This window comes from Sphingobacterium sp. xlx-96, from assembly GCF_011007365.1.
Taxonomy (GTDB): Bacteria; Bacteroidota; Bacteroidia; order Sphingobacteriales; family Sphingobacteriaceae; genus Sphingobacterium; species Sphingobacterium luzhongxinii.
Map to the genome: position 1 here is coordinate 60,316 of NZ_WFKM01000008.1, position 23,851 is coordinate 84,166.

Consider the following 23,851-nt stretch of genomic DNA (forward strand, 5'->3'; position numbering starts at 1 on the left):
AGAACTAGCTATATGATCGAACTAATTTGGTTGATACCTTTACTACCCCTGATTGGATTTGTAGTCAATGGAATAGGACGAAATATTCTTCCTAAAAGCGTCATCGGTACTCTCGGTAGTGCTGTGGTACTGGTATCTTTTGTGTTGAGCTGTCTTGTATTTGGCGAGGTGTTAGCTGCTCGGAATGCCGGGCAAGAATCTGCGTTTGCATACCATTTATTCGACTGGATTCGGGTAGGTAATTTGGATATCAGTTTCTCTTTCTTGGTAGATCCTTTGAGCGCGTTGATGTTGCTTATTATTACGGGAATAGGATTTTTAATTCATTTGTACTCGATCGGATATATGAATCACGATGCAGGTTATGGTAAATTTTTTGCTTACCTGAATCTGTTTATCTTTTTTATGCTGTTGTTAGTGTTAGGATCTAACTACTTGATTATGTTTATCGGATGGGAGGGGGTAGGCCTCTGCTCGTATTTATTAATCGGGTTCTGGTACAAAAACTCCTCTTATGCTTCTGCAGCAAAAAAAGCCTTTGTGATGAACAGAATAGGAGATCTTGGTTTTCTAATCGCTGTTTTTGCTATTATTGCGACATTTGGATCATTGGAATTTGATGTTGTATTTCAACAAGCGTCTAGTTTTCCTATAGGTGACGCCACTCTTCTGTTGATTACGTTATTGTTATTTATAGCAGCTACAGGCAAGTCCGCGCAGATTCCCCTATTTACCTGGTTGCCCGATGCGATGGCAGGACCGACTCCGGTTTCGGCATTGATACATGCGGCCACAATGGTTACAGCGGGGATTTATATGATCGTTCGCTCGAATATCTTGTTTACCTTGTCGCCGGTCACGATGCAGATTATCGCAGCCATAGGTGTATGTACGGCATTGGTAGCTGCTTTTATAGCCATCACGCAGAATGATATTAAGAAGGTCTTGGCTTATTCCACGGTTTCACAATTGGGGTATATGTTTTTGGGACTTGGGGTTGGCGCTTTTACGGGAGCTTTTTTCCACGTCCTCACACATGCTTTTTTTAAGGCGCTACTTTTTTTGGGAGCAGGATCGGTCATTCATGCGATGAGTGATGAACAGGATATGCGCCGTATGGGGGGACTCAAGAAGAGTCTACCTGTTACTTATTTGACGATGTTGATAGGAACGATTGCTATTTCTGGAATACCTCCTTTTTCGGGATTTTTCTCTAAAGATGAGATTTTGACGCATGCTTTTCTTTCTAGTCCGCTGCTGTGGGGATTTGGTTTTTTAGGCGCCTTGTTTACTGCTTTTTACATGTTCAGGTTGCTGTATTTAACGTTTTTCGGCGAATTTAGAGGAACTGAAAATCAAAAAAGTCATTTGCATGAATCTCCTGTTACGATGTTGTTTCCTTTAGTGATACTTGCCCTATTGGCTGCGGTGGGAGGGCTATTAAATGTCCCCGGAGCATTGGGGGGGAGTAATTGGTTGGCAAATTTCCTAGATCCGATATTTGCTTATAGCAATAGCCGGGTAGAGCCAGTTCATATCGATCATAATACAGAATATATTTTGATGGGAGCATCCGCTGTGGCGTCGTTGATCATGGCTGTTATCGCGTACTCAACTTATGTGAAGAAGCGGAATATTCCTGGTGCTGATGGTCAAGAACAGGGATTGTTGTATAAGCTTTCCTATAATAAACTTTATGTGGACGAGCTGTACGATCTTATAGTCGTCCGTCCATTAAACGCGCTCTCTAAATTTTTGTACAACGTGATCGACAGAGCGGGAATAGATGGTTTTGTGAATGGCGTAGGTTCCTTTTTTATGTCTTCGGGACGCGGAATCCGCCAGCTGCAGACCGGACATGTTGGTTTTTATATCTTTATGATGGTCATTGGGGTTATTGCTATCCTTTTGTACGGTTTTTTGAATGTATAGCTATTTGTAATCGAAGTAATCCATGAATAACCTATTTATACTGCTGTTACTCCCTCTTGTAAGTGCTATAGTTTTAGCATTTGTGAAGTCTTCTTCTTCCGCCAAGGGGCTTGCTTTTGGTTTGTCTGTGCTGCAATTGGCACTTACTGTTCCTTTTTTATGTCATTTCGTCCCTGATGCGAGCATTCAGTTTGAACAATCCTTTGATTGGATCAAGAGTCTAGGGGTAAGATTTCATATAGGATTAGATGGTATCAGTCTACCTTTGGTCGTTTTGACCAATGGGTTGATTCCGCTGATTGTCCTTTCTACTTTTAGTAAAAACCTCAAAGGTAATTTTTACGCATTGGTATCCTTTATGCAGACGGGCCTTCTCTTAGTTTTCGTTGCTTTAGATGCTTTCTCTTTCTATGTAGGATGGGAGGTAGCTTTGATCCCTATTTATTTTATCTGTGCGCTTTGGGGGGAAGGCGACCGTATCCGTGTAAATTTAAAATTCTTTATTTATACATTTTTTGGGTCGTTACTGATGTTGATTGCGATTATTTATCTTTATCAGCAGACTCCTACGAAAGATTTTGAATGGACATCATTTACTGCCTTGGCGCTGCAGGATGGTACGCAAAGGTGGATTTTCTGGGCTTTCTTTATTGCGTTTGCTGTTAAGATTCCTATATTTCCTTTTCATACTTGGCAGCCAGATACGTATACTAACGCTCCGACAGCAGGAACGATGCTCCTAGCGGGTATCATGCTGAAGATGGGGACTTTTGGTCTGATTCGTTGGTTAATCCCACTCGCGCCACTGGGCGTAGCTGCTTATGGTCAGATGGCTTTAATTCTCTGTATTGTCGGTGTTGTTTACGCTTCTATTATTGCGTTCAAACAGCAGGACACAAAGCGACTTATTGCTTACTCTTCGATCGCACACGTAGGATTGATCGGAGCAGGTATTTTCGCTTGGAATCAGGAAGGACTTCAAGGAGCTCTAATGCAAATGGTTAATCACGGTATCAGCGTTATCGGTTTGTTTTTTGTTTTGGATATTATTGCAGAACGGACCGGTACGCGGAGTTTGAAAGAACTCGGTGGCCTAGCTGAAAGCATGCCAAAGTTGGCCATATTCTTTTTGATCATCCTTATGGGGGCCGTTGGATTGCCACTGACGAATGGTTTTATTGGAGAGTTTTTACTGCTTAAAGGCATTTATGGAGTAGGGTTACTCTATGCTGTCTTTGGTGGAATGACATTGATCTTGGGTGCCGTATATATGTTGCGTTTATTTCAACGTACTATGTTGGGGACACGTTCGGAAGGAAATGCTACCATTGTGGACTTAAAAGGGCACGAGTTGGTTGTATTGTTTATTGTTGCATTAGTTGTCTTGTATTTAGGTATATTTCCAAATGGTTTTCTGCATCTTTCAGAAGCATCGGTGACCCAACTCTTACAACAAGTTAAATTTTAAAGCAAGATATAAGTTAATAGATTATGGCCGCGATTATTACGCTTTCGTTATTAGGAATTTTAGTATTGTATTTAGGGCTATTCAAGGCAAAGTCTGCTTTGTTACCTGTATCAGTTATAGGCTTGCTGATAGCATTGGTGTTTGAGGTAGCTTTATGGGGGGGAGATGCTCAACCAATATATAATGGAATGGTGGTTTTTGATAACTTTGCACTTGCTTTTTCCATATTATGTATCGTCATTACAGGATTAGTAATCCTGTTATCCAAGGCTTATTTCAGTGCTATTAGTAATAATGTCGCTGAATATTATTGTTTGATTCTGTTCTCCCTGACAGGGGCGCTGATGGTTTGTGCTTATCACAATTTTGCCATGCTATTTATCGGAATCGAAGTGATGTCAGTGGCTTTGTATATTTTGGTAGGAATACGGAGAACCGACTTTGGTTCGAACGAGGCCTCTTTGAAGTATTTTCTCATGGGGGCTTTTTCCACAGGATTTCTTTTGTTTGGAATAACACTATTGTACGGAGCGACAGGTACATTTGACATTACGGGGGTGAGGCAGTATCTTATCGATAACCCACAGCAAATTTCTCCTTATTTTTATGGTGGGGTTTTACTGCTCTTGATCGGACTTTGTTTTAAAGTTGGAGCTGCTCCATTTCATTTTTGGACACCTGACGTTTATGACGGTGCACCGATATTGATTACAAGTTATATGAGTACGGTAGTCAAGGTAGCTTCGTTCGCAGGCTTCTTGCGTTTGTTTAGTTATGTGTTTGTACCATTGCATGATTTTTGGACGCCGGTGCTTCTGGTTGTTATTATCATCACGTTGTTTATAGGGAATATCACCGCGATGATGCAAACTAGTTTTAAACGGATGTTGGCTTATTCCAGTATTTCACATGCCGGGTATATGTTGTTTGCTATTGTGGCTTTAGGTGCGAGCTCTACGTCTAGTATTTTTACGTATGCGATTGCATATTCATTATCTTCCGTAGCTGCATTTGCGGGACTTATTTTGGTGAAGCGTGCCAAAGGGACGGACCAGTTTATGGCTTTTAACGGTCTTGGAAAAACCAACCCCTTTCTCTCTTTTGTAATAACAATAGCGATGTTGTCTTTAGCAGGAATTCCATTGACTGCAGGTTTTATTGGTAAGTTTATGATGTTCAGTACAGTGATGCAGGATTATCACATCGTCTTATTGCTTTTGGCAGTGGTCAATGCAGCAATGGGTGTTTACTATTATCTACGTGTGGTCGTGCATATGTATTTTAAAACAGCCGAACATGAGGAGGAAGCCATCGCACTTCCGTGGAGTTTTAAAATAGTATTAGCTACCACAGTGGTATTTACGCTAGTGATCGGTCTTTATCCCGATTGTATTATTAGACTGTTATAATTGTTTTATAAATTCATGATGAAGGCCCTTTTATAAGGGCTTTTTGATTTTATAAGAACATAGCGCTGTAGCGTTGTTTATTTTTTATGCCTATGTGTTTTGAACTTTGGTCACAAGTTGTATCTTTATGAAGGACCATAGTTGATTATGAGAAGATTGATAACGCTATTGAGTAGGTATGTTGCAATTTTTATTGTTGTGGCATTGTCGATTGTTCCGACTGTGGCCCAAACCTCTTTAAGAGGTGAAGTCCGGGATGCAGTGAGTAAGCGTCCAATTGTGGGAGCTACTATACAGTGTTTAGAACATCCTGAGGGGAGTTCTACGAATAGCAGTGGAAGTTTTTACATCAAGCTGGACTCGACAATCCTAGAAATTGTTGTGTCTGCTATAGGCTACAAGAAGAAAAATATTCTTGTATCTGGAAGAGATAGTACACTAGTGGTATACCTTAACAAGGAGGACCAAGTTATAGAGACTGTTGAGATTGTTAAAAGAGGCAAGTACAAAAATACTAACCCAGCAACAGAACTCATTGACTTAGTGATTCGTAATAAGCGTAAGAATCAGCTTACACATAAAGATAGCCTGTATTTTCAACAGTATGATAAAATAAAATTTGGTATGGTGGATCCACAAAATGGCTTCAAGACCAAGATGGGCGACATGAGTTTCTTCTTCAAAGATGTGGATACCAATTCCCTTCCTGGACATGAATTGCTGACCTTGTATTTGCAAGAAGATCTCTCTGATAATTATATCCAACAGCGACCTACGCGCACTAAGAAAGTTATCCGCGCGCAATACAAAACAGAATTTGATCCACGTTATGTCAACAATCCAAATGTAAGCTCTTATCTTAACTACTTGTTCCAGCCGGTGGATATTTATGAGGAAAGTATCTTTTTTATCAATAAGCTTTTCCTTAGTCCTATTGCAGACAATGCGAAGCTGTATTATAAATATTATATTACAGATACGCTCCGTACCGAAAAAGAGATTTTTGCTGTACTCCGATTTGAGCCTCGAAATAAAAATGACCTGCTTTTTAAAGGGGAGCTTGTTGTTGCTTTGGATGAGCGTTACGCCGTAAAACGTGCATCCTTGAAAATCGACGAGAAGACCAATATCAGTTGGGTTAATTCATTTAAGGTTGACCTTTCGTATTTCAAAAATTCAGAAGGAGTAATGCTGCAAGATAGTTCGAACGTATTTGTTGTGTTTGGCCGAGGCAAGGTTGATGCAGTCTTTGGAGAGCGATCTAGTGTTCATTATCGTTATGATACGCACCACGCAGCAACGGAGAATACATTTTCGGGGGCTCCGGTTGAATTACGGTTGGACTCAGGGTTGGATGGGCAGAGACCTGTGCCGTTGAGTTCGTATGAAGCACGCACCTATGCCAACATAGATAGCTTAAATGATCTTAAATCTTTTAAAACATTATTGGCGGCGGGGTATTTATTGGCGCAAGGGTATTATCCGGTGGGAAAATTTGAGCTTGGCCCGTTGGAATATTTGTATCATCGCAATGAGATGGAAGGTAATCGGGTGCGATTTGGTGGAAGGACTACAGCGGAATTTTCCGAGAAGGTTTATTTAGAAGGTTACATGGCTTATGGGTTCCAGGATGAACAGTTTAAATATTATTTGCGTACGGCTGTCGCGTTAAATGGTAAATCTGTTGCTACCTTTCCTGCGCACTATTTAGAGGGATCAGTACAGCATGATGTATTTGAACCAGGAAAAGCTATTGGTTATTTAAAAGGGGACAGTTTTTTTAGAAGTTTTAGGTCGAATAAGCCAACAAAATGGCTGGACACTGAAGCTTATAGATTTGGACATGTTGTTGAGTTTGGTAATCATTTTAGCCTATCAAGTACCTTTACGCATCAACGCCGAACAGCTATTGGTGATTTACGGTTTGCATTAACAGCGGATAGTACGAAATCACTGGCAAATATTAACACGAACGATGTACAGTTTACCTTGCGATGGGCTCCTTTCGAAAAATTTTACTATCGAAATTTGCAACGCCGGACAATTGTGGAAAGCTACCCAGTATTTAGTTTGCAGTATAACAAAGGTATTAATGGCTTTTTTGATGCTGCTTATAATTATGATGCGTTACGTTTCTCCGCTTCCAGACGCTTCTTCATGAACCAGCTTGGATTTGCTGATATTACGCTTACTGCGGGCAAGATTTGGGGTACTTTGCCCTATCCACTATTAGAGATGCCGAATATACAGGAGATGAAGGATCGACATACGATATCGTACGAAATGACGAACTCCATGGAATTTGTGGCAGATCAGTTTTTGAAATTTTCCTATGATCACGAATTGAATGGCTTTATTTTAAACAAATTACCTTTGATCAAAAAACTGAGATTCAGAGAGATTTTTGGTGGACGTATGTTTTACGGACGACTATCAGCAGATAATAATCCGAGTATTAGTGACAAGGTGGTGTATTTTGATACGCATAAGGAGGGATATACTGTAACTCATGCACTTCAGAAAAGCCCGTATTGGGAGGGATATGTGGGGCTCGATAATATTTTAAGCATATTCCGGGTACAGTATTTCTATCGTTTTAATTATCGATATCATCCGAATGTAACCAACGAACGATTTAAACTATCATTAAACTTTAATTTTTAGAGCTATGACAGCATACCATACAATTTTAGTGCAAAGAGAGGGAAAGACTGCAGTTGTTAAGATAAACAGAGAGACAAAGTTGAACGCGCTTAATAAAGAGACATTGTCTGAGTTAAGTACTGTTTTAGATACGTTGGCCGAAGATGAGACCATACGGGGAATCGTTTTGACCGGAGCGGGAAATAAATCGTTTATTGCAGGGGCTGATATTGGAGAGTTTGAGGGTATGGATGGAGCCTCGGCCGAACTTCTTGCTGCAGAGGGACAACATCATGTAATGGATAAAATTGAAGCCTACCCAAAACCGGTTATAGCCGCGATCAATGGGTTCGCGTTGGGGGGTGGGCTTGAGTTGGCACTTGCCGCTCACATACGTATTGCTAGTTCGACTGCTAGGCTTGGCTTGCCGGAAACGTCTTTGGGATTAATTCCTGGATATGGGGGGACGCAACGACTGCCTCAATTGGTAGGAAAGGGAAGGGCTTTTGAAATGATTATGACAGGTGATATGGTGAACGCCGAGGAAGCTTTGGCCTTTGGCTTAGTAAATTATGTTGTGGAGGGGGATGAGCTATTAGCGAAGTGTTATACATTGCTAGAACGGATTTATTTACGATCGCCCAAAGCAATTGCCGCAACTATAAAGGCTGTCAATACGGGGATTTTAGATCCGAAGGAAGGTTTTCAGAAAGAGATGGCTCTTTTTGGTGCTTGTTTTGATACAGATGAGGCGAAGGAAGGGATTCGAGCTTTTTTGGAGAAAAGAAAGCCAAATTTCTAAGTAAACGGAGTCCTTTTTATAATAATTGTATTAATGGTTGATTTATGATTGGTAAAGACGTTTTTTCGCAGAAGGAAAGGAATATTATCATTTTAATAATTGTCCTTGTCTTAGGGGCAGTTATTCTTTATGCCATGAAGGGTATTTTTGGAGCTATTCTAGGGGCGATGGTGATGTATACCTTGTTTCGTAATCTGAATATCTTTTTGATAGAGCGATTGAAGTGGCCAAAGTCTCTATCTTCTGTAGTGGTTATTATTCTTTCCATTTTTATTATAGTTTTACCGTTTGTTGGGATTGGGACGATGTTGGTAAATAAGGCAATTGAGCTACAGAAAAATCCAGCTTGGATCAGTGATATTATCAATGCGATAAATACCTTTGCTGGAGATAAGCTAGGAAAGCCTGACTTTTTAAAAGAGCAGATTGAAGCTAGCGCAGCCTATTTCGGAGGACTGCTAACTACAGTTTTGGGTGGAGCCGCAAATGCCTTCCTGGAAATTTCGGTTATGTACTTCTTGCTTTATTTTCTGTTCGTGAATTATAAAGGCTTCGAAAGTAGCATCATACATTACTTGCCTTTTGATGATGCCAATGCAACAGTTTTTGGTGAAGAGCTGAAAAATATTACTTATTCTAATATTATCGGACAGACTTTTATTGCAATCGTTCAAGGGGTTTGTCTAGCCATAGGTTTTTATATTTTTGGTGTTAAGGATGGAGTATTTTGGGGCGTTATCTGTGCTATTCTTTCCTTTATTCCCTTACTGGGGCCTCCATTGATTTTTGTTCCGGCGGCAGTTATTCTGTTATCTCAAGGTGCTACATGGCAAGGAGTAGGGCTTTTGGTATGGGGCTTTGGACTTGTCATTAATATTGACAACGTGTTACGTTTGATTATAGCCAAAAAGGTTGGTGATATACATCCGATTATTACCATTGTCGGCGTTATTATAGGTATTCCTCTTTTCGGTATTATGGGACTAGTATATGGGCCGTTGTTGCTTGCCTATTTCTTAATTGCCGTGAAGATTTACAAGGCGAACAAGCGACTGTCTCTTCAAAAGCAGATATTGGAGGAAAAGCTGGAATAATTGTTATCCAACCGCGTACCCTAGCATATATTCTTGAAACTGCTCGTAGTAAACTTGAAAAGAAGTTTCCTTTCCGTCTTTGGTTAGATCGAGCGTCATAACACCTTGAGCTTCGTAGTTAAAAGGACGTATAGTCATATCTTGCAAAAAAGATACACCTTTATTACCTTGCAGTTTATACACCGCTTCTTTGGCGCACCAACAGGCGTATAACTGTAGAATATCGTTGTCGGATTGGATAAAAGACATCTCCTGAGGCTTTAGAAATTTATCTTTGATACGTAATACTTTATCTTTCACAATTTCGAGGTCCATACCGCATTCGCCCTTTGTGCTTAACATTACTCCAGCGTAATCAAAGGAGTGGGTGAGTGATATCTTATAGGGATAGTGTGGAAGGTAAGGTTTGCCGTTTTTGTCGGAAGGGCAATATATGAATTCATCGGTCTGCAGGAGGTAACGTAGTAGCACACGGGTGGCCAACCAATGTAGGGTTCTTTTTCCTTTGCTGAGGTTTTGCAGGCGGTTTTGCTCCTCCTCATCCAGTTGCAATTTGCTCAATAGCTCATCAGCAGATTCTTCAATCTTCCATATTGCAAATTTAGTACTGCTATCCAGCTCTCTGAGGTATACTAACGCCATACGTCAAATGTAAAAAGTAAAAGGTAGAAAGTCAAAGGAAAAACGCCGAACATTCGGAATTCGGAGTAACTTCTTAAAAAACTTGCTAGATGTCAGGCAATACCGTATTTTTGGTGTCCAGTTGGTAATCGCCAACTGTTTGACAATTCAATATGATATTATCAGATACACGAATATTAGAAGAGATTGAAAATGGAACAATCGTTATCGAGCCATTTGATCGTAAATGCCTAGGTACGAATTCGTACGATGTACATTTGGGAAAATACTTAGCAACTTATAAAGATGCCGTGTTGGATGCCAAAAAGCATAACGAGATTGTACATTTCGAAATTCCTGAAGAAGGTTATGTTTTAGAACCAGGGACATTGTATTTAGGCGTTACGATGGAATATACGGAGACACACGGACACGTGCCTTTCCTGGAAGGTAAATCAAGCACAGGTCGTCTTGGTATTGATATACATGCGACAGCTGGAAAAGGCGATGTGGGTTTTTGTAACACTTGGACCTTAGAGGTTTCTGTTGCTCAGCCTGTTCGCGTCTATGCGGGGATGCCTATCGGTCAGTTAATTTATTTTGTGGTGGAGGGTGATATTGAAACTTTCTACAATAGTAAAGGAAATGCTAAATATAATAACAAGACTATCCGTCCTGTTGAAAGTATGATGTGGAAGAATGCTTTTTAGCATTCTTCCCTACCCACCAAACTCCATTAAGTACGCTTTTAAGAAATCGTCGAGATCGCCGTCTAAGACGGCTTGTGTATTGGACGTTTCTTTATTTGTGCGCAGATCCTTGATCAGCTTGTAAGGATGTAGTACATAGTTTCGTATCTGAGATCCCCATTCTATTTTTTTCTTAGAACCCTCGATAGCGGCAGTTGCTTCTTGACGCTTTCGCATTTCGATTTCATACAATTGAGATTTTAGTAATCGGAAAGCATTTTCCTTGTTCTGCAATTGTGATCTAGACTCTTGGTTTTTGATGATGATACCTGTCGGTTTGTGGTGTAGACGTACAGCCGTTTCTACTTTGTTCACATTCTGTCCACCAGCACCCCCAGCTCGAAATGTATCCCATTCTATTTCGGAATCTTTAACGTCTATCTCGATATTATCGTCTACGAGTGGATATACATATACGGATGCAAAAGAGGTGTGACGTTTGGCATTTGAATCAAAAGGTGAAATGCGGACGAGTCGGTGCACCCCATTTTCGCCCTTCAGGTAACCGTAGGCGAAATTTCCTGAAAATTGTAGTGTGACTGTTTTTATACCTGCCACTTCTCCTTCTTGGTAATCCTGCTCGGTTACTTTACAACCATGTTTTTCGCCCCACATAATATACATGCGCATTAGCATCGCTGCCCAATCGCAAGATTCTGTCCCCCCGGCTCCGGCGGTAATTTGTAGGATAGCGTCCAATTGATCTTCCTCCGCGCTGAGCATATTTTTGAATTCTAGCTCTTCGACATCACGCAATGCAATTTCGTATTGCTCTTGTGCTTCTTGTTCACTGGCGTCTCCGGATTGAAAGAATTCGTACATTATGCCGACGTCTTCTACGGAAGCGGCTACTTGGTCAAAATGATCGGTCCATACTTTGAGGTTCTTAATTCCATGGAGGATTTTCTCCGCTTCTTTTGGATGATCCCAAAAAGTAGGTTGTAGGGTGATCTCGGTATCGTTTGCTATCTCTGTTTTCTTGGCATCGATGTCAAAGATGCCTCCTCAGGGAAGTTACTCTATCCCTCAAGTCCTGAATTTGTTCTCTGGTCATAGTTTCAAAGGTAAGAATTAATTGTTAATGGTTAAGGATTAATGGTTCGCGATTAAATGCTTAACAGTCTTGGCGAATTTGCGTTATTTAGAGCGATAACTAAAAATAATATCTTCGTATTGGTGAATATCAAGCATTTTATCTAAGTTTGATCGTAGCAAAAAAATAGCAGTCTTATGTTGCCAAAAATCGACTTTACCCAAACTCAAGCGTACAAATATCTCGCGGACCATTTTGTTTCTATTAATGAACATACCTTGAAAGAGCTTTTCGAGTCCGATCCTGCTCGGTTTGAAAAATTCTCTCTTCGCCTAGAAGACATACTTTTAGATTATTCTAAAAATAGAATTGATGAACAGACTATGGCACTCTTGTCTCAGTTGGCGCGAGAGTGTAAGCTCGACGAGGCTATCAAGGCCATGTTTGCGGGTGAGAAGATTAATGTGACAGAGGGACGTGAGGTTTTGCATACTGCATTACGAAATCAGTCAGGTACTCCGGTTTTGGTGGATGGCGAGGATGTGATGCCTAAGGTAAAGGCGGTGTTAGCGCACATGAAAGACTTTACGAACCGCGTGTTGTCTGGTGAATGGCGTGGATATACCGGACTAGAAATTACAGATGTGGTTAATATCGGTATAGGAGGCTCGGACCTGGGGCCTGTTATGGTTACGGAATCGCTTAAGGCTTATAAGACGCGGCTTAATATGCACTTTGTTTCTAATGTAGATGGCACCCATCTTGTAGAAACTTTAAAAGGCTTAAATCCAGAGACGACCTTATTTCTCATTGCCTCTAAGACATTCACAACGCAAGAAACCATGGCTAATGCAACATCTGCTAAGGACTGGTTTTTAGAATCAGGTGCGCAGCAGGCCGATGTGGCAAAGCACTTTGCTGCGCTAAGTACCAATGAGACAGGCGTTGCGACGTTTGGTGTGGATACGGCAAATATGTTTGAGTTTTGGGATTGGGTCGGCGGTCGCTACTCCTTATGGTCAGCCGTCGGTCTGTCTATTGCATTAGGAATCGGTTTCGATAATTTTGAGTTGCTTTTAGAAGGAGCTTATATAGCGGACGAACACTTTAAGACGGCTGAATTTGAGGAGAATATACCTGTAGTATTGGGGCTACTGGGAGTATGGTATAATAATTTCTTTGACGTGGAGAGCCACGCTATACTTCCTTATGATCAATATCTGCACCGTTTTGCTGCTTATTTTCAGCAGGGCGATATGGAAAGTAACGGTAAATATATTGATCGCAGTGGAAATCGGGTCGAATATCAGACTGGACCTATTATTTGGGGTGAACCTGGAACGAATGGGCAGCATGCATTTTATCAACTGATCCATCAGGGGACGAAATTAATTCCTTGTGATTTTATTGCCCCAGCTATTTCGCACAATCCAATTGGTAATCATCATCAATTATTATTGTCCAACTTTTTTGCGCAGACAGAAGCGCTGATGAATGGAAAGTCGGAGACAGAAGTGGTTAGCGAGCTTACATTGGCTGGCAGGAGTGAAGCGGAGATAGCCGAGTTAAAGAACTACAAAGTTTTTGAAGGAAATCGGCCTACGAATTCCTTCTTGTTAAAGAAGATTACACCAAAATCGCTCGGAACTTTGATTGCATTGTACGAGCACAAAATATTTGTTCAAGGTATTATTTGGAATATCTATAGCTTTGATCAGTGGGGAGTTGAGCTTGGAAAGCAGCTCGCAAGTAAAATCTTGCCAGAACTGCTTAGTGACAGCAAAATTAATAGCCATGATAGCTCGACCAACGGATTGATTAATCAATATAAGAGCTGGAGAGGTTAACTTTATTTAGAATAAGCTTTAAATGGCCTCGGCGAAAACTTCACCGAGGCCATTTTTTTGTATTTGTATCCTGTTTTACTAATTTTTGAATTAGTTTTTCCTTGTGTCATGGGTATTTATAAGCGAATGTGAGAAAATAGTACATTAAGTTGATTTGGTTAAATGTTGACTTTCAATATTTAATTGAAAAAGCGCATACTATTTATCAATATGTTGTGTTTAATATTGACTTTATTTCCTTTTAATCAATATATTTGTCTAGTCATTTAGTGACTTTTGTATTATGTCTTTTGACTATAATAACTGTGAAAAACAATTTTATTAGACTCATTTAATTACCCATAAGTGAGTTGTGTGCTATTGATGTATGGAAAAAAATCGGCTACGCTGGATATGGGCGTTGGTACTCGTAATGCTGTTCTGTGGAATGGAAAGGGAGGTGTATGGGCAAAGGGTTTATGGATTCAGTTCAAAAACGGAAACAAGTGATGGTGCTGCTGGTGCTGCTGGAATCGGAGTGGCGGGAGAGAAGGGGTACTCGGTTTTTCAAGATTTATCTAAAATCAGTGATGGAGATGATAGTAACTTTGCTGATATAAAATCAGTAAGTGGAAGTCCAGGTTCTGGTCTGCTGTCTGGTGATGGAGGTTCGACTATTACGAAAGTTGAGCTTTCGTTCCAGTCTTCTCTAATAAAAGATCAACCAATATTTTTAAAAATGATTAGTTATGAGGAATCTGGAGTCAATAAAATAACGATTCAAGCATATAGTACAGATACTCCGGTTGGAACATCGAAAGACTTTGAAAGCTTGCCTAGAACTACAAAGGATGAAGCTATATTTTCATCATCAGGTAATTTTAATAAAATAGTTATTACTGTAGAGACAGGCAAGGGGAGTACGTTTTTGGGTTTAATTGGTAATCGATCTTATGTCTATTTACAATTATTTTATGCTTATTTTCTAGATCTAAATTGTCACAGTGCCATCAATACATCTTTTGGAAGTAACGGATTGACCTTAGATCTTCTAGGTACTGGTCCGAAAGTCCTAAATCCGTTTAATGCTATTGATGACGATATAAATACGAAATCTACACTTTCTTTAGGGTCTGGAGTCACTATAGGTCTCGGCAGTTCGGTTTATCAAGATGTTGTATTTACACCCTCTAGTTTGGTCGGAAATGGAATTCGAATTTATCTTAGAAGTCCTCAATCGGTCGTTAATCTAAATCTATTTTCGGGGGTAAAGGTAACGGTTTATAACGGTACTAGTGTCGTTTTTGAAAAGTCCATAGATCAGATTCTAGGTTTAGACCTTCTAGGCTTGTTAGGTGGACAACAATTGGTGCCAATAGATATTTATGGAATTAATTCATCTTTTGATAAAGTAAGAATTTCATTGGGAAATTTCTTAAATGTAGGCGTATTAAGTGGGGGGATTGAGTTTAATATGATACAGATGCTTCCCCCCCTTCCCGAGATCAACTCTTCTACGGCGAATGCTTGTAAAGGTGATTTGCTTGCCCTCGAAGTGCAAAATCCCAATTCATCATTAGTGTATAAATGGTATCTAAATGGAAATAATATTGGAGTAGGTAATCAATTGCAATATCCTACTAATGCATTGATGCCTAGTGGTTCACCTTATGAATTTGTCGTTCGGTCCATAGTGCCTAGCTGTATTTTACAAGAATCTGGGAATTCAATAATCAGAGTAATGGTCTATGATAAGCCTGCCAAACCTCGACTCACAATATCAGACGTAATTAATTAAAAAGCCAAAAGTAAATAAACAATTAAAATTAATCGATATGAAAAATAACATTAAAAAAATCAAGGTAGGACTATTAGTTTGTTTACTACTGACTGTAGGAAGTATAGCTGCACAAAATACGCCTCTTCCTACAACTTTTGAAGCGCTTTTGGTGTATAAAGCTAATTCCGAATTCACTTTGTCCGCAGCACCGAATTCAGCCGATATTGGTGCTGTTACTTCATTTCGGTGGAGCATTAAGAATGCTGCAGGTGGGGCTGATGGAATAGTTGCCGGTGCTCTTAATGTCGGTTCAGTGAGTAATGGGGTTCAAGGGGTCGGAGAGTTGGTGACAGGGGCCATCGCAAACGACAAATTGAAATTAAGTAAGTTAGCTCCTGGGTATTATGAAATTATAGCAGAAGGATTGACTTCAGAAGGAGTCTGTACTGGAGAAGCCCAATCTTACGTCTTTTTCGTAATGCCGCCAGTAACAGTATCAGCTAGTGTAGCGGCAGATTTTATTAAGGAGTATTGTGAAAATGATTTGAAACCGGGAGGTACATCTGCTAATCAGATTAATGTAGCATATACGCTAAATGAAGCATATGATTGGAATACAATTCATAATTTTGGATCTGCCGTAAATGAGACTCTAGCTTTTACTGGAAATGCTGAGTTGTCAGCGTCCTTAGTGAGGGTTGCAAGTACTGTTGAAACAGTAGAGGAGGGGCCAACAGATGGAAGCCCTTCAACGCTTACACTAAGCAATACAACAGTAGGGACCTATACTTATAAAGTAAAAGTTCGCTATAAGGGAGGGCTTAATAATGTTAACAATCCTGTGATCTATGAGACCAATGTTAAAGATAGTAGCGGAAGTGATTTGACTGTTAAGGTGACAAAACGTCCAGGTCAACCAACAATTACTATCGAAGCTGTTAACGATTAATACGGACAGTCTTTCAATATGATACGTAGCCTGCCTTTGTTTTTAGGATTTTTCCTAACTGTGCTGTTGTTTCTTTCAAAAGGAGCCATGGCGCAGCAGGGGCAGATTTTGCATATTGTTCAAGGTAAAAAGGTGACATTACGCGCTGATGCCACACATGCCTTGTCTTACATCTGGTTTAAGAATAATGAACCGCTCAATGGCTTGCATGATCAACGAATGGTGGTCGTAGAGCCAGGGATTTATACAGTTATTGCATTGGGCGATGGTTGTAATTCAGATGTGTCAGATCCTGTAGAGATTATTCTAGATCCGGGTGGAGGTGAGGTTACCGTTGATTTGGAAATTCGGAATCTGCCCGAGAAGGGTGTTGTTGCGCTTGGCGAACCGTTCAACTATCAACTGATGGTTTTAAACAACGGTTTGGTAGATGCAACTGAACTGCGGGTTACATTTGACCTTCCAGCGAGTCTGGAGTATCTACACCCTGTCGGTAGCTATGGCGGCGAGGTCGATTTTATCACAAGCTCTAGACAGCTATTGTGGAAAATAGCTGAACTGAAAGCCAAGGAATCTTTGTCGCTTTGGGTTTCTGTCAAAGGTATTGCTGACGGGGATGTGATTACCATGGCTAAAGTGACGGCAAAGGAGAAGGATGGGAGTGCTTTGAATAATGAATCGGAGGCTAAGGTGCGTATTGTTTTCTTTCAAATTCCTAATGTCTTCACGCCCAACGGTGATGGTAAGAATGATGGTTTTGTTATTCAGGGGCTAGAGCTTTTCGAAAAGAAGAAACTCCGCGTATTTAATCGCCATGGTTTTGAGGTGTATCAAAGTGAGAATTATCGGAACGATTGGAACGGACAGGGTCTAGGCTTGGGTACCTATTTTTATATTCTTGAGTTAGAGCGGGAGAACCAGAAAAATCAAGTAATAAAAGGTTATGTCACGATTCTTAGATAGGATATTTTTTTAACGAAACGAGCGGTCAATTTGTACAAATTGACCGCTCGTTTTATAATATCTACCGCTTAGGGGTTTACTTTTTTACAAGCTGCACATAATCCTTCATCACATTCATGCTTTCGTCTAGGATAAAATCAAATTCGACTTTTGGTTGAGGCTGACCTTCTTTCCAAAGAGGCATATTATGTAGCTCTAAAAGCTTGTTAATCCGAGCTCTGTTTTTAGCTTTGTTTATATCGCGTTCCTTTTTCAGTTTATCTTGATTTAAGCTGATTTGAGCTATTGAATCTGATTTGTTAAACTCATCGATATCTTCCAGTAAGAATTTGTATTCTGGAGATTTTTCCATGCGCTTCATATGGGCATCCTGAAGTTGCTGTGTGGTTGTTTTAAGATCAGCAAGGCGGCCAAAAGTAGTGCCTTTAATCTGGTCCCATGGTAAAGCTGCGGGCTCAGAGCTCTCACCGAATTTTTCTGCAACGTATTGCGTTGGGAATGTCACATCCGCATCCACGCCTTTGTGCTGGGTACTGCTTCCTGTCACACGGTAAAATTTGCCTATCGTCACGTTGATCTGTCCAAATTCAGGGGCTCCAGCAGGTGTGTCCGCATCTTTTTCGACTCCTGCCGCTTTCATTAATAATTTATTTGTCGGGCTGATAAATCGGGACATTTGCACCGCAGATTGAACAGTGCCTTTACCATAAGTCGTCGACCCTAAGATAATACCTCGGCCATAATCTTGAATAGCTCCAGCAAAGATTTCTGAGGCCGATGCCGAGAAGCGATTAATGATTACACCAAATGGTCCAGTCCATATTGCTCCTGCATCTTTGTCTTGTTCTACATCCACTCTATTGTTTGTACTACGCACCTGTACAACAGGTCCTTTGTCTATAAATAGTCCCGTCAGTTCGATCGCTTCTTGTAAAGACCCTCCACCATTGTTGCGTAAATCTAAGACTACTGCATCTACATTTTCTTGGCGTAATGAATCTAAGATTAATCTTACATCACGTGTTGTACTTTTATAGTTAGGGTCCCCCTTGCGATAGCCATCAAAATCAATATAGAACTTAGGCAAGTTGATTACCCCAATGCGGTAATTTTTACCGTCTTCACCCTTGACAGTTTTAACTATTTTCTTAGCGGACTCTTCTTCTACAATAATCTTTTCCCGAGTCAACTTTACGATGGTGGGTTGCGCAGATATATCTTGTCCTGCTGGAAGGATCTTTAAGCGTACTATTGTTCCTTTTGATCCTTTAATCTTTGCTACAGCAGCATCTAGGCGCCAACCTACGATATCCTCAAATTCACCGTTGTTACCCTGCGCTACCGCTATGATGCGGTCATCCATTTTTAAGGTTTTCTCTTTAAAAGCAGGGCCTCCAGCAATGATTTCTTTAATAGTGACCATCTCGTTTTCCATTTGGAGGCGTGCACCAATACCCTCTAGTGTGTTAGACATGCCTTCGTTGAATGCTTGTGCAAAAGATGGGTTGTAGTAAGTGGTATGTGGATCTATGGCGTCCGTGAATGATGTCATAATCAATTGAAAGGCATCATTGGCATTTGTTTTCTTCGCTTGAGAAATCAAATTGTTATATCTTTTACGAAGAGTTTCTTTGTGTTTCTCATCTTCATTCTTGCCGTCTGCCGTTGCCATTTTGAGATTCAAAAGGTCAAGCTTGACGCGTTTACGCCATTGGTCTTTTAATTCATTTTCAGACTTGAACCAGTTTAATTTTTCCCGGTTGTTCGTGTAGTTTTCATTTGTGTCAAAGTTGTGCTTGGCGTCGACTTGGGTTAAAGCATATTCCATAGCTTCTAGGTAGCGCTGAGAATAGATGTTAAAGATATAAAATGGAGCAGAAAGGTCTCCTTTTTTCATATCTTGACTGATATTGCTTTTATATTTATTAATGTCATCAATGTCCGACTGGAGTAAGTAATTTTTACCTTGGTCGATCATCTTTACTAGATTGTTAAAAACGATGTTGGATAGAGAGTCACTCGGGCTTACCTTTTTATAACTGTAGTTCTCTAATATCCCCACCACCTCTTTTGCAATTACCTCATGTTGTAAGGTCGGTTTGATATTAATCCCCCCTTCTTCCAGTTGGACGCGAGGCTTTGAGCCACAGGCTACAACGGAAATCAATGCTAATCCAAATACTAAATTTCTAAACATATAGATTGTTTTGTTAAGATTCATTGTTTAAAATATAACGCAAAAATTGTCACACGTTTTGCGAAGGCTAAAAATAGTTAAAAAATACACATGCTAATATCTGTTGGGCGTAATTAATTCACAAACAGGCAAAAAAATGTGTAACTTTTCTAAAACAACTCATTTCTAATCTTCCAATAGTCTTCCAGCAGCTTTTCTGCCTCATCAATTTTGTTTTGCTGTAGATTTATTCGACCCAATTTCTCCGCAATGGCGAGTTGTAGGTATTTGTTGTCTTCTTTTGTTGCCAGGTCAAAAGCCAAGTTTAGCTCTTTCTTGGAAATAACGAGATTTTTCTGGATATATTTTGAAGAAGCCAACATGTATTCTATTTCAGCGAGGTCGTTTGTAAAATTCTTCGCTAAAGCAAGATCCCTTGCCTGAATCAAAAACCACTGGGCCTCGGTGTGTTTGTTTTGCATCTGATATATTTCAGCAAGAACGAGCCATGCTATAGTCTTTCCTTCATATGCTTTAGCTTTGTTGAAAAGGGGGACAGCTTTACGGATAATATTATTTTCTGCCGAATTGTAATCTTTGTCATAGGCTTGTATCAAAGCAATTTTGACTAAGGAACTGGCTTGATCAATGATACTTTTGATTTCTAAGGCCTGTTTGTAATAGGCTTCTTCATATCGTCCGGCATCTAAGTAGTTTTTGTTGTATACCAGTAGCGAAGATAGGTTTGACTGTATAACACCGATGTCTTGAATATTTTGCTGTGCTAATGCTTCTTGAAGGGCTGATTCAAGAATACCTGTCGCTTGACTGGTCTCTTTTTGGAGAATCCGAATTTTCGCATATTCATTGAGGAGACCTGTCGCGATAGCAGGATTCTTTTGGTCGGTATCTGTGTAGATGGCTATCAGTGCATTCCATTCTGCCGTGTTTTTTGGGGCAGGTGTGATGAGTTGTAAAATAGTAGCATTGTTGCCTGTCGTTTTCCAGGACTCAAGAAGCCGTAGGTATTGTAGCGACCTGTTTATGGAGTCTTGGAAGCTTGCTATTTCCATGTAATTGTCCCTTATCTGTTCTTCTTTTGTTCGTGGAGCAGGGAGTATATATACTCTTGGGCCTATACCATCAAAATCACTATCATACTTCTGTATATAACCAGAAGGATCGGGTGTTTTCTGTTGTGCTGATACCGGAGTTACCATCCATATGCCTATTCCTAATAGAGCGACAGATCGCATAGCCAATTTTATAATGCTGTATGTTTGTATCATATAATCAAACTTAGATAAAAAGCTTTGTATTCACGAATGCCAAATCGAAAAACAAAAAAGCTACTACTTATGTCTCACCCGATCACTTAAGGTATTTACTCCTGTAGTCGGGTTAACTCCTTTCTGCAAATTCCGTACCTTTGTAAGGTAAAGAAATCAATCATGGCGACACGCGTACCTTTAGCGGAAAGGCTAAGGCCAAAAACATTACAGGATTATGTAGGGCAACAGCATATTATTGGTGAAGATGCTGTGCTGCATCATGCATTGCTTCGAAAGAATATCCCGTCAATGATTCTTTGGGGACCTCCGGGCGTAGGAAAGACGAGTTTAGCTTATTTAATAGCTAAAGAATTAGGACGGCCATTTTTTAGTCTCAGTGCGATCAAATCTGGTGTTAAGGAAGTTCGGGAAGTGATCGATAAAGCAGAACAATTGATGAATTTCAATCAAGAACAACCTGTTTTATTCATTGACGAGATTCATCGGTTTTCAAAGAGCCAACAGGACTCGCTCTTGGGCGCTGTCGAGCGTGGTTTGGTGACATTGATCGGAGCGACAACGGAAAACCCTTCGTTCGAAGTTATTTCAGCGCTTTTAAGTCGATGCCAGGTGTATGTGTTAGAAAATTTAGAAGCAGCGGATCTTATCGCTCTCCTTCAAAAGGCGATCGCCGAGGATGAATTTCTGAAAAATGACCGCATAGTGGTTAAGGAGTATGACGCATTGCTGCGTCTTTCGGGAGGGGATGCACGGAAGCTGTTGAATGTATTTGAACTGGTCGTGGATGCTGCGGTACCCTATAATACGGCTATAACGAATGATTTTGTCCTTAGGCAGGTTCAGCAGAATATGGCACGATACGATAAGACTGGAGAGCAGCATTATGATATTATATCGGCTTTTATAAAGTCAATCCGGGGGTCAGATCCCAATGCCGCGGTATATTGGTTGGCTCGTATGATTGAAGGAGGAGAAGATCCTTCATTTATTGCTCGCCGATTGTTAATCTTGGCTTCAGAGGATATTGGAAATGCCAATCCCAATGCGCTTTTATTGGCCAATAACTGTTTTCAGGCGGTTAACGTAATTGGCTGGCCCGAGTCTAGGATCATATTATCACAGGCAGTAACTTATTTGGCTTCTTCTGCCAAAAGCAATGCCTCTTATGAAGCGATTAATAAAGCACAAGCACTGGTGCGACAGACTGGGGATCTTTCGGTTCCGCTACATTTGCGTAATGCACCAACGAAATTGATGAAAGAGCTGGATTATGGCACGGAATACAAGTATTCGCATGCTTATCCAGGAAATTTTGTTGTGCAGGAGTTTATGCCCGACCAGATTCGCGGTAATAAACTCTATGAACCAGGAAGTAACGCTTCTGAAGAAAAACTGCGACTCTCCTTGCGGGAAAAATGGAAAGATAAGTACGGTTATTAGTTTCATGGATATTTCATATATAGGTAGTTTGTTTTTAAAGGCTATATGGAATATCCAAAGTATTTTTAGGTGTGTTTGTGCAGCTATTGCCACATGGATATTTCATATTAACAGATTACTTTATACTTTTGTCATAGATGGATACATTTACAGCGATAGATTTTGAGTTGGCGACGTCGGACTATACGAGTGTGTGTGCTGTAGGTATTGTCAATGTGATTGACGGACAGATTAGCAACGAATTTTACAGCCTTGTGCGGCCCCCACAGAATAAATATATGTGGCAAACGACCCGTGTACATGGTATTAAGCCAAAGGACACCCTAGGGGCGCCTTCTTTTGAGGAGTTATATCCCGTTTTGGCTCCTTTATTGTCAGGACAATACATGGTTGCACATAATGAATCATTTGACCGCGCTGTTCTTCAGCGTACGATGAAACTTTACGGTCTAGATTACAAGAACCTTCATTTGCCGGAGGTCTGGGCGTGTACCAGCAATATATACAGGCAAAAGGGATTTGTTAAAACCAAGTTGAGTATCTGTTGTGAATTAATGGGGATTCCGTTAGAACATCATGATGCGCTTTCTGATGCACGCGCATCAGCTTTATTATTTTTAAAACAAGATCATATTCCTGCTACACTGCTACCATAGTTTAGTGGATTAGAATAAATAATTATGTCAAGTATTGTTAATGTTGTATTATCCGGAGGTGTCGGATCAAGGTTGTGGCCACTCTCGCGTAAGTCGCGTCCTAAACAGTATATTCCCTTATTTGAGGGGCAGTCTCTATTTGAGTTGACCGTCTCTCGGAATCAAGGGATTGTGGATCGTACGCTTATGGTCGGGAGTATACAGAATGTTGATTTGGCCAAATCTTACCTGCCGGAAGATACCAGTCAGACTATTGTTGAGGCCACTCCTCGTAATACCGCTGCAGCGATTGCTTTTGCTGCTTTCGCTTGTAATCCAGATGATATTCTTGTTGTAACGCCATCGGATCATCTGATCGAGAATCAACCGCAATATGAGGCTGTGCTGAGGCAAGGTATTGAAATGGCCAAGCAAGACTATCTTGTCACATTTGGTATACAGCCCAATCGACCTGAGACAGGATATGGCTATATCGAATATGAAGACAATTATGTTCTTTCTTTTCGAGAAAAGCCCAATTTGGATACGGCAAAGGAATTTTTGAAGAAGGGTAATTTTTTATGGAATTCAGGGATATTCTGTTTCAAAGCCTCGATTTATCTTGAAGAATTGCTTCGATTCGAACCTAAGGTGTTCAGGACTTCCAAGGAAGCTTTTGAAGCGTCGCATCATGGTGTTTTGTCGGAGGAGTTGTCTGCCAAAATTCCATCCAAGAGCATCGACTATGCTGTTATGGAACGTAGTGAGCGGATTAAAGTAATTCCATCCAATTTTGTTTGGTCCGATATGGGGTCATACGATTCTTTGTACGATTACCTTAAGAAGAAAGGGCATGCTGTTGATTCTGCGGGTAATATGGTGATCGGTACCGACAAGTATGTTTCTTTTCTAGGTGTTCAAGATACAATTTTAGTTCATACAGAGGATGCTATTTTGGTGGTTCAAAAGCAGGCTTCACAAGAGGTAAAGCATCTCTATGAAGAGTTGGAGCAGGGAGCATCTCTCTTATTATAGTATT

18 protein-coding genes are annotated in these 23,851 nt (G+C 40.4%); 14 read left to right on the plus strand and 4 right to left on the minus strand.

What is annotated here, in order from left to right:
• The first annotated feature begins 12 nt into the window (after positions 1–12).
• From nuoL to G7B20_RS11745, 6 genes are all read left to right on the plus strand, one after another.
• Positions 13–1,932, plus strand: a complete 1,920-nt coding sequence (gene nuoL, locus G7B20_RS11720; protein ID WP_164111491.1) for an NADH-quinone oxidoreductase subunit L — start codon at positions 13–15, stop codon at positions 1,930–1,932.
• Positions 1,933–1,954: 22 nt separating this feature from the next.
• Positions 1,955–3,400 carry a NuoM family protein gene (locus tag G7B20_RS11725; protein ID WP_164111493.1) on the plus strand — a complete coding sequence of 482 codons (1,446 nt, stop codon included), beginning with the start codon at positions 1,955–1,957 and terminating at the stop codon, positions 3,398–3,400.
• Between the two features lie 23 nt (positions 3,401–3,423).
• Complete coding sequence (locus G7B20_RS11730) at positions 3,424–4,809, plus strand: NADH-quinone oxidoreductase subunit N (protein ID WP_164111495.1); 1,386 nt, start codon at positions 3,424–3,426, stop codon at positions 4,807–4,809.
• A 147-nt stretch (positions 4,810–4,956) separates the two neighbouring features.
• The gene (locus G7B20_RS11735) at positions 4,957–7,473 is read left to right on the plus strand and encodes a DUF5686 family protein (protein WP_164111497.1); all 2,517 of its coding nucleotides are present in this window, start codon (positions 4,957–4,959) and stop codon (positions 7,471–7,473) included.
• Positions 7,474–7,477: 4 nt separating this feature from the next.
• Positions 7,478–8,254: an enoyl-CoA hydratase/isomerase family protein gene (locus tag G7B20_RS11740; protein WP_164111499.1), complete on the plus strand. Its 777-nt coding sequence runs from the start codon at positions 7,478–7,480 to the stop codon at positions 8,252–8,254.
• A gap of 44 nt (positions 8,255–8,298) precedes the next feature.
• Positions 8,299–9,348: an AI-2E family transporter gene (locus G7B20_RS11745; protein ID WP_240452885.1), complete on the plus strand. Its 1,050-nt coding sequence runs from the start codon at positions 8,299–8,301 to the stop codon at positions 9,346–9,348.
• Between the two features lie 3 nt (positions 9,349–9,351).
• Here G7B20_RS11745 and G7B20_RS11750 read toward each other — a convergent pair whose 3' ends face one another.
• On the minus strand, positions 9,352–9,990 hold the full coding sequence (locus G7B20_RS11750) for a 4'-phosphopantetheinyl transferase family protein (protein ID WP_164111501.1): 639 nt from the start codon (positions 9,988–9,990) through the stop codon (positions 9,352–9,354).
• A 152-nt stretch (positions 9,991–10,142) separates the two neighbouring features.
• Between G7B20_RS11750 and dcd the strand changes: the two genes are divergently transcribed.
• The gene (dcd, locus tag G7B20_RS11755) at positions 10,143–10,679 is read left to right on the plus strand and encodes a dCTP deaminase (RefSeq protein WP_164111503.1); all 537 of its coding nucleotides are present in this window, start codon (positions 10,143–10,145) and stop codon (positions 10,677–10,679) included.
• 9 nt (positions 10,680–10,688) lie between these two features.
• On the opposite strand, the gene prfB is transcribed toward dcd, so the two are convergent.
• Positions 10,689–11,772 (minus strand): peptide chain release factor 2 gene (gene prfB, locus G7B20_RS11760; RefSeq protein WP_164111505.1). Its coding sequence is split into 2 segments (ribosomal slippage): positions 10,689–11,711 and positions 11,713–11,772, totalling 1,083 coding nucleotides; the frame shifts between segments, so codons are not numbered across the junction.
• Between the two features lie 176 nt (positions 11,773–11,948).
• Between prfB and pgi the strand changes: the two genes are divergently transcribed.
• From pgi to G7B20_RS11780, 4 genes are all read left to right on the plus strand, one after another.
• Positions 11,949–13,598 carry a glucose-6-phosphate isomerase gene (pgi, locus tag G7B20_RS11765; protein WP_164111507.1) on the plus strand — a complete coding sequence of 550 codons (1,650 nt, stop codon included), beginning with the start codon at positions 11,949–11,951 and terminating at the stop codon, positions 13,596–13,598.
• A 367-nt stretch (positions 13,599–13,965) separates the two neighbouring features.
• Positions 13,966–15,375 carry a hypothetical protein gene (locus G7B20_RS11770; protein WP_164111510.1) on the plus strand — a complete coding sequence of 470 codons (1,410 nt, stop codon included), beginning with the start codon at positions 13,966–13,968 and terminating at the stop codon, positions 15,373–15,375.
• Positions 15,376–15,412: 37 nt separating this feature from the next.
• Positions 15,413–16,306, plus strand: coding sequence for a hypothetical protein (locus tag G7B20_RS11775; RefSeq protein ID WP_164111512.1), 894 nt, complete (start codon positions 15,413–15,415; stop codon positions 16,304–16,306).
• 18 nt (positions 16,307–16,324) lie between these two features.
• Positions 16,325–17,269 carry a gliding motility-associated C-terminal domain-containing protein gene (locus tag G7B20_RS11780; RefSeq protein WP_164111515.1) on the plus strand — a complete coding sequence of 315 codons (945 nt, stop codon included), beginning with the start codon at positions 16,325–16,327 and terminating at the stop codon, positions 17,267–17,269.
• 76 nt (positions 17,270–17,345) lie between these two features.
• On the opposite strand, the gene G7B20_RS11785 is transcribed toward G7B20_RS11780, so the two are convergent.
• Together G7B20_RS11785 and G7B20_RS11790 are read right to left on the minus strand one after the other, a co-directional pair.
• Complete coding sequence (locus G7B20_RS11785) at positions 17,346–19,466, minus strand: carboxy terminal-processing peptidase (protein WP_164111517.1); 2,121 nt, start codon at positions 19,464–19,466, stop codon at positions 17,346–17,348.
• A 149-nt stretch (positions 19,467–19,615) separates the two neighbouring features.
• Positions 19,616–20,734, minus strand: a complete 1,119-nt coding sequence (locus G7B20_RS11790) for a tetratricopeptide repeat protein (protein WP_164111519.1) — start codon at positions 20,732–20,734, stop codon at positions 19,616–19,618.
• Between the two features lie 162 nt (positions 20,735–20,896).
• Here G7B20_RS11790 and G7B20_RS11795 point away from each other — a divergent pair, with 162 nt between their 5' ends.
• The 3 genes from G7B20_RS11795 (at position 20,897) to G7B20_RS11805 (ending at position 23,847) form a co-directional block, all read left to right on the plus strand.
• Complete coding sequence (locus tag G7B20_RS11795) at positions 20,897–22,177, plus strand: replication-associated recombination protein A (protein ID WP_164111521.1); 1,281 nt, start codon at positions 20,897–20,899, stop codon at positions 22,175–22,177.
• A gap of 137 nt (positions 22,178–22,314) precedes the next feature.
• The gene (locus tag G7B20_RS11800; RefSeq protein ID WP_164111523.1) at positions 22,315–22,833 is read left to right on the plus strand and encodes a 3'-5' exonuclease; all 519 of its coding nucleotides are present in this window, start codon (positions 22,315–22,317) and stop codon (positions 22,831–22,833) included.
• Between the two features lie 24 nt (positions 22,834–22,857).
• Entirely contained in the window at positions 22,858–23,847 is a 990-nt protein-coding gene (locus tag G7B20_RS11805) for a mannose-1-phosphate guanylyltransferase (protein WP_164111525.1), read from the plus strand.
• The last annotated feature ends 4 nt before the right edge of the window (positions 23,848–23,851 follow it).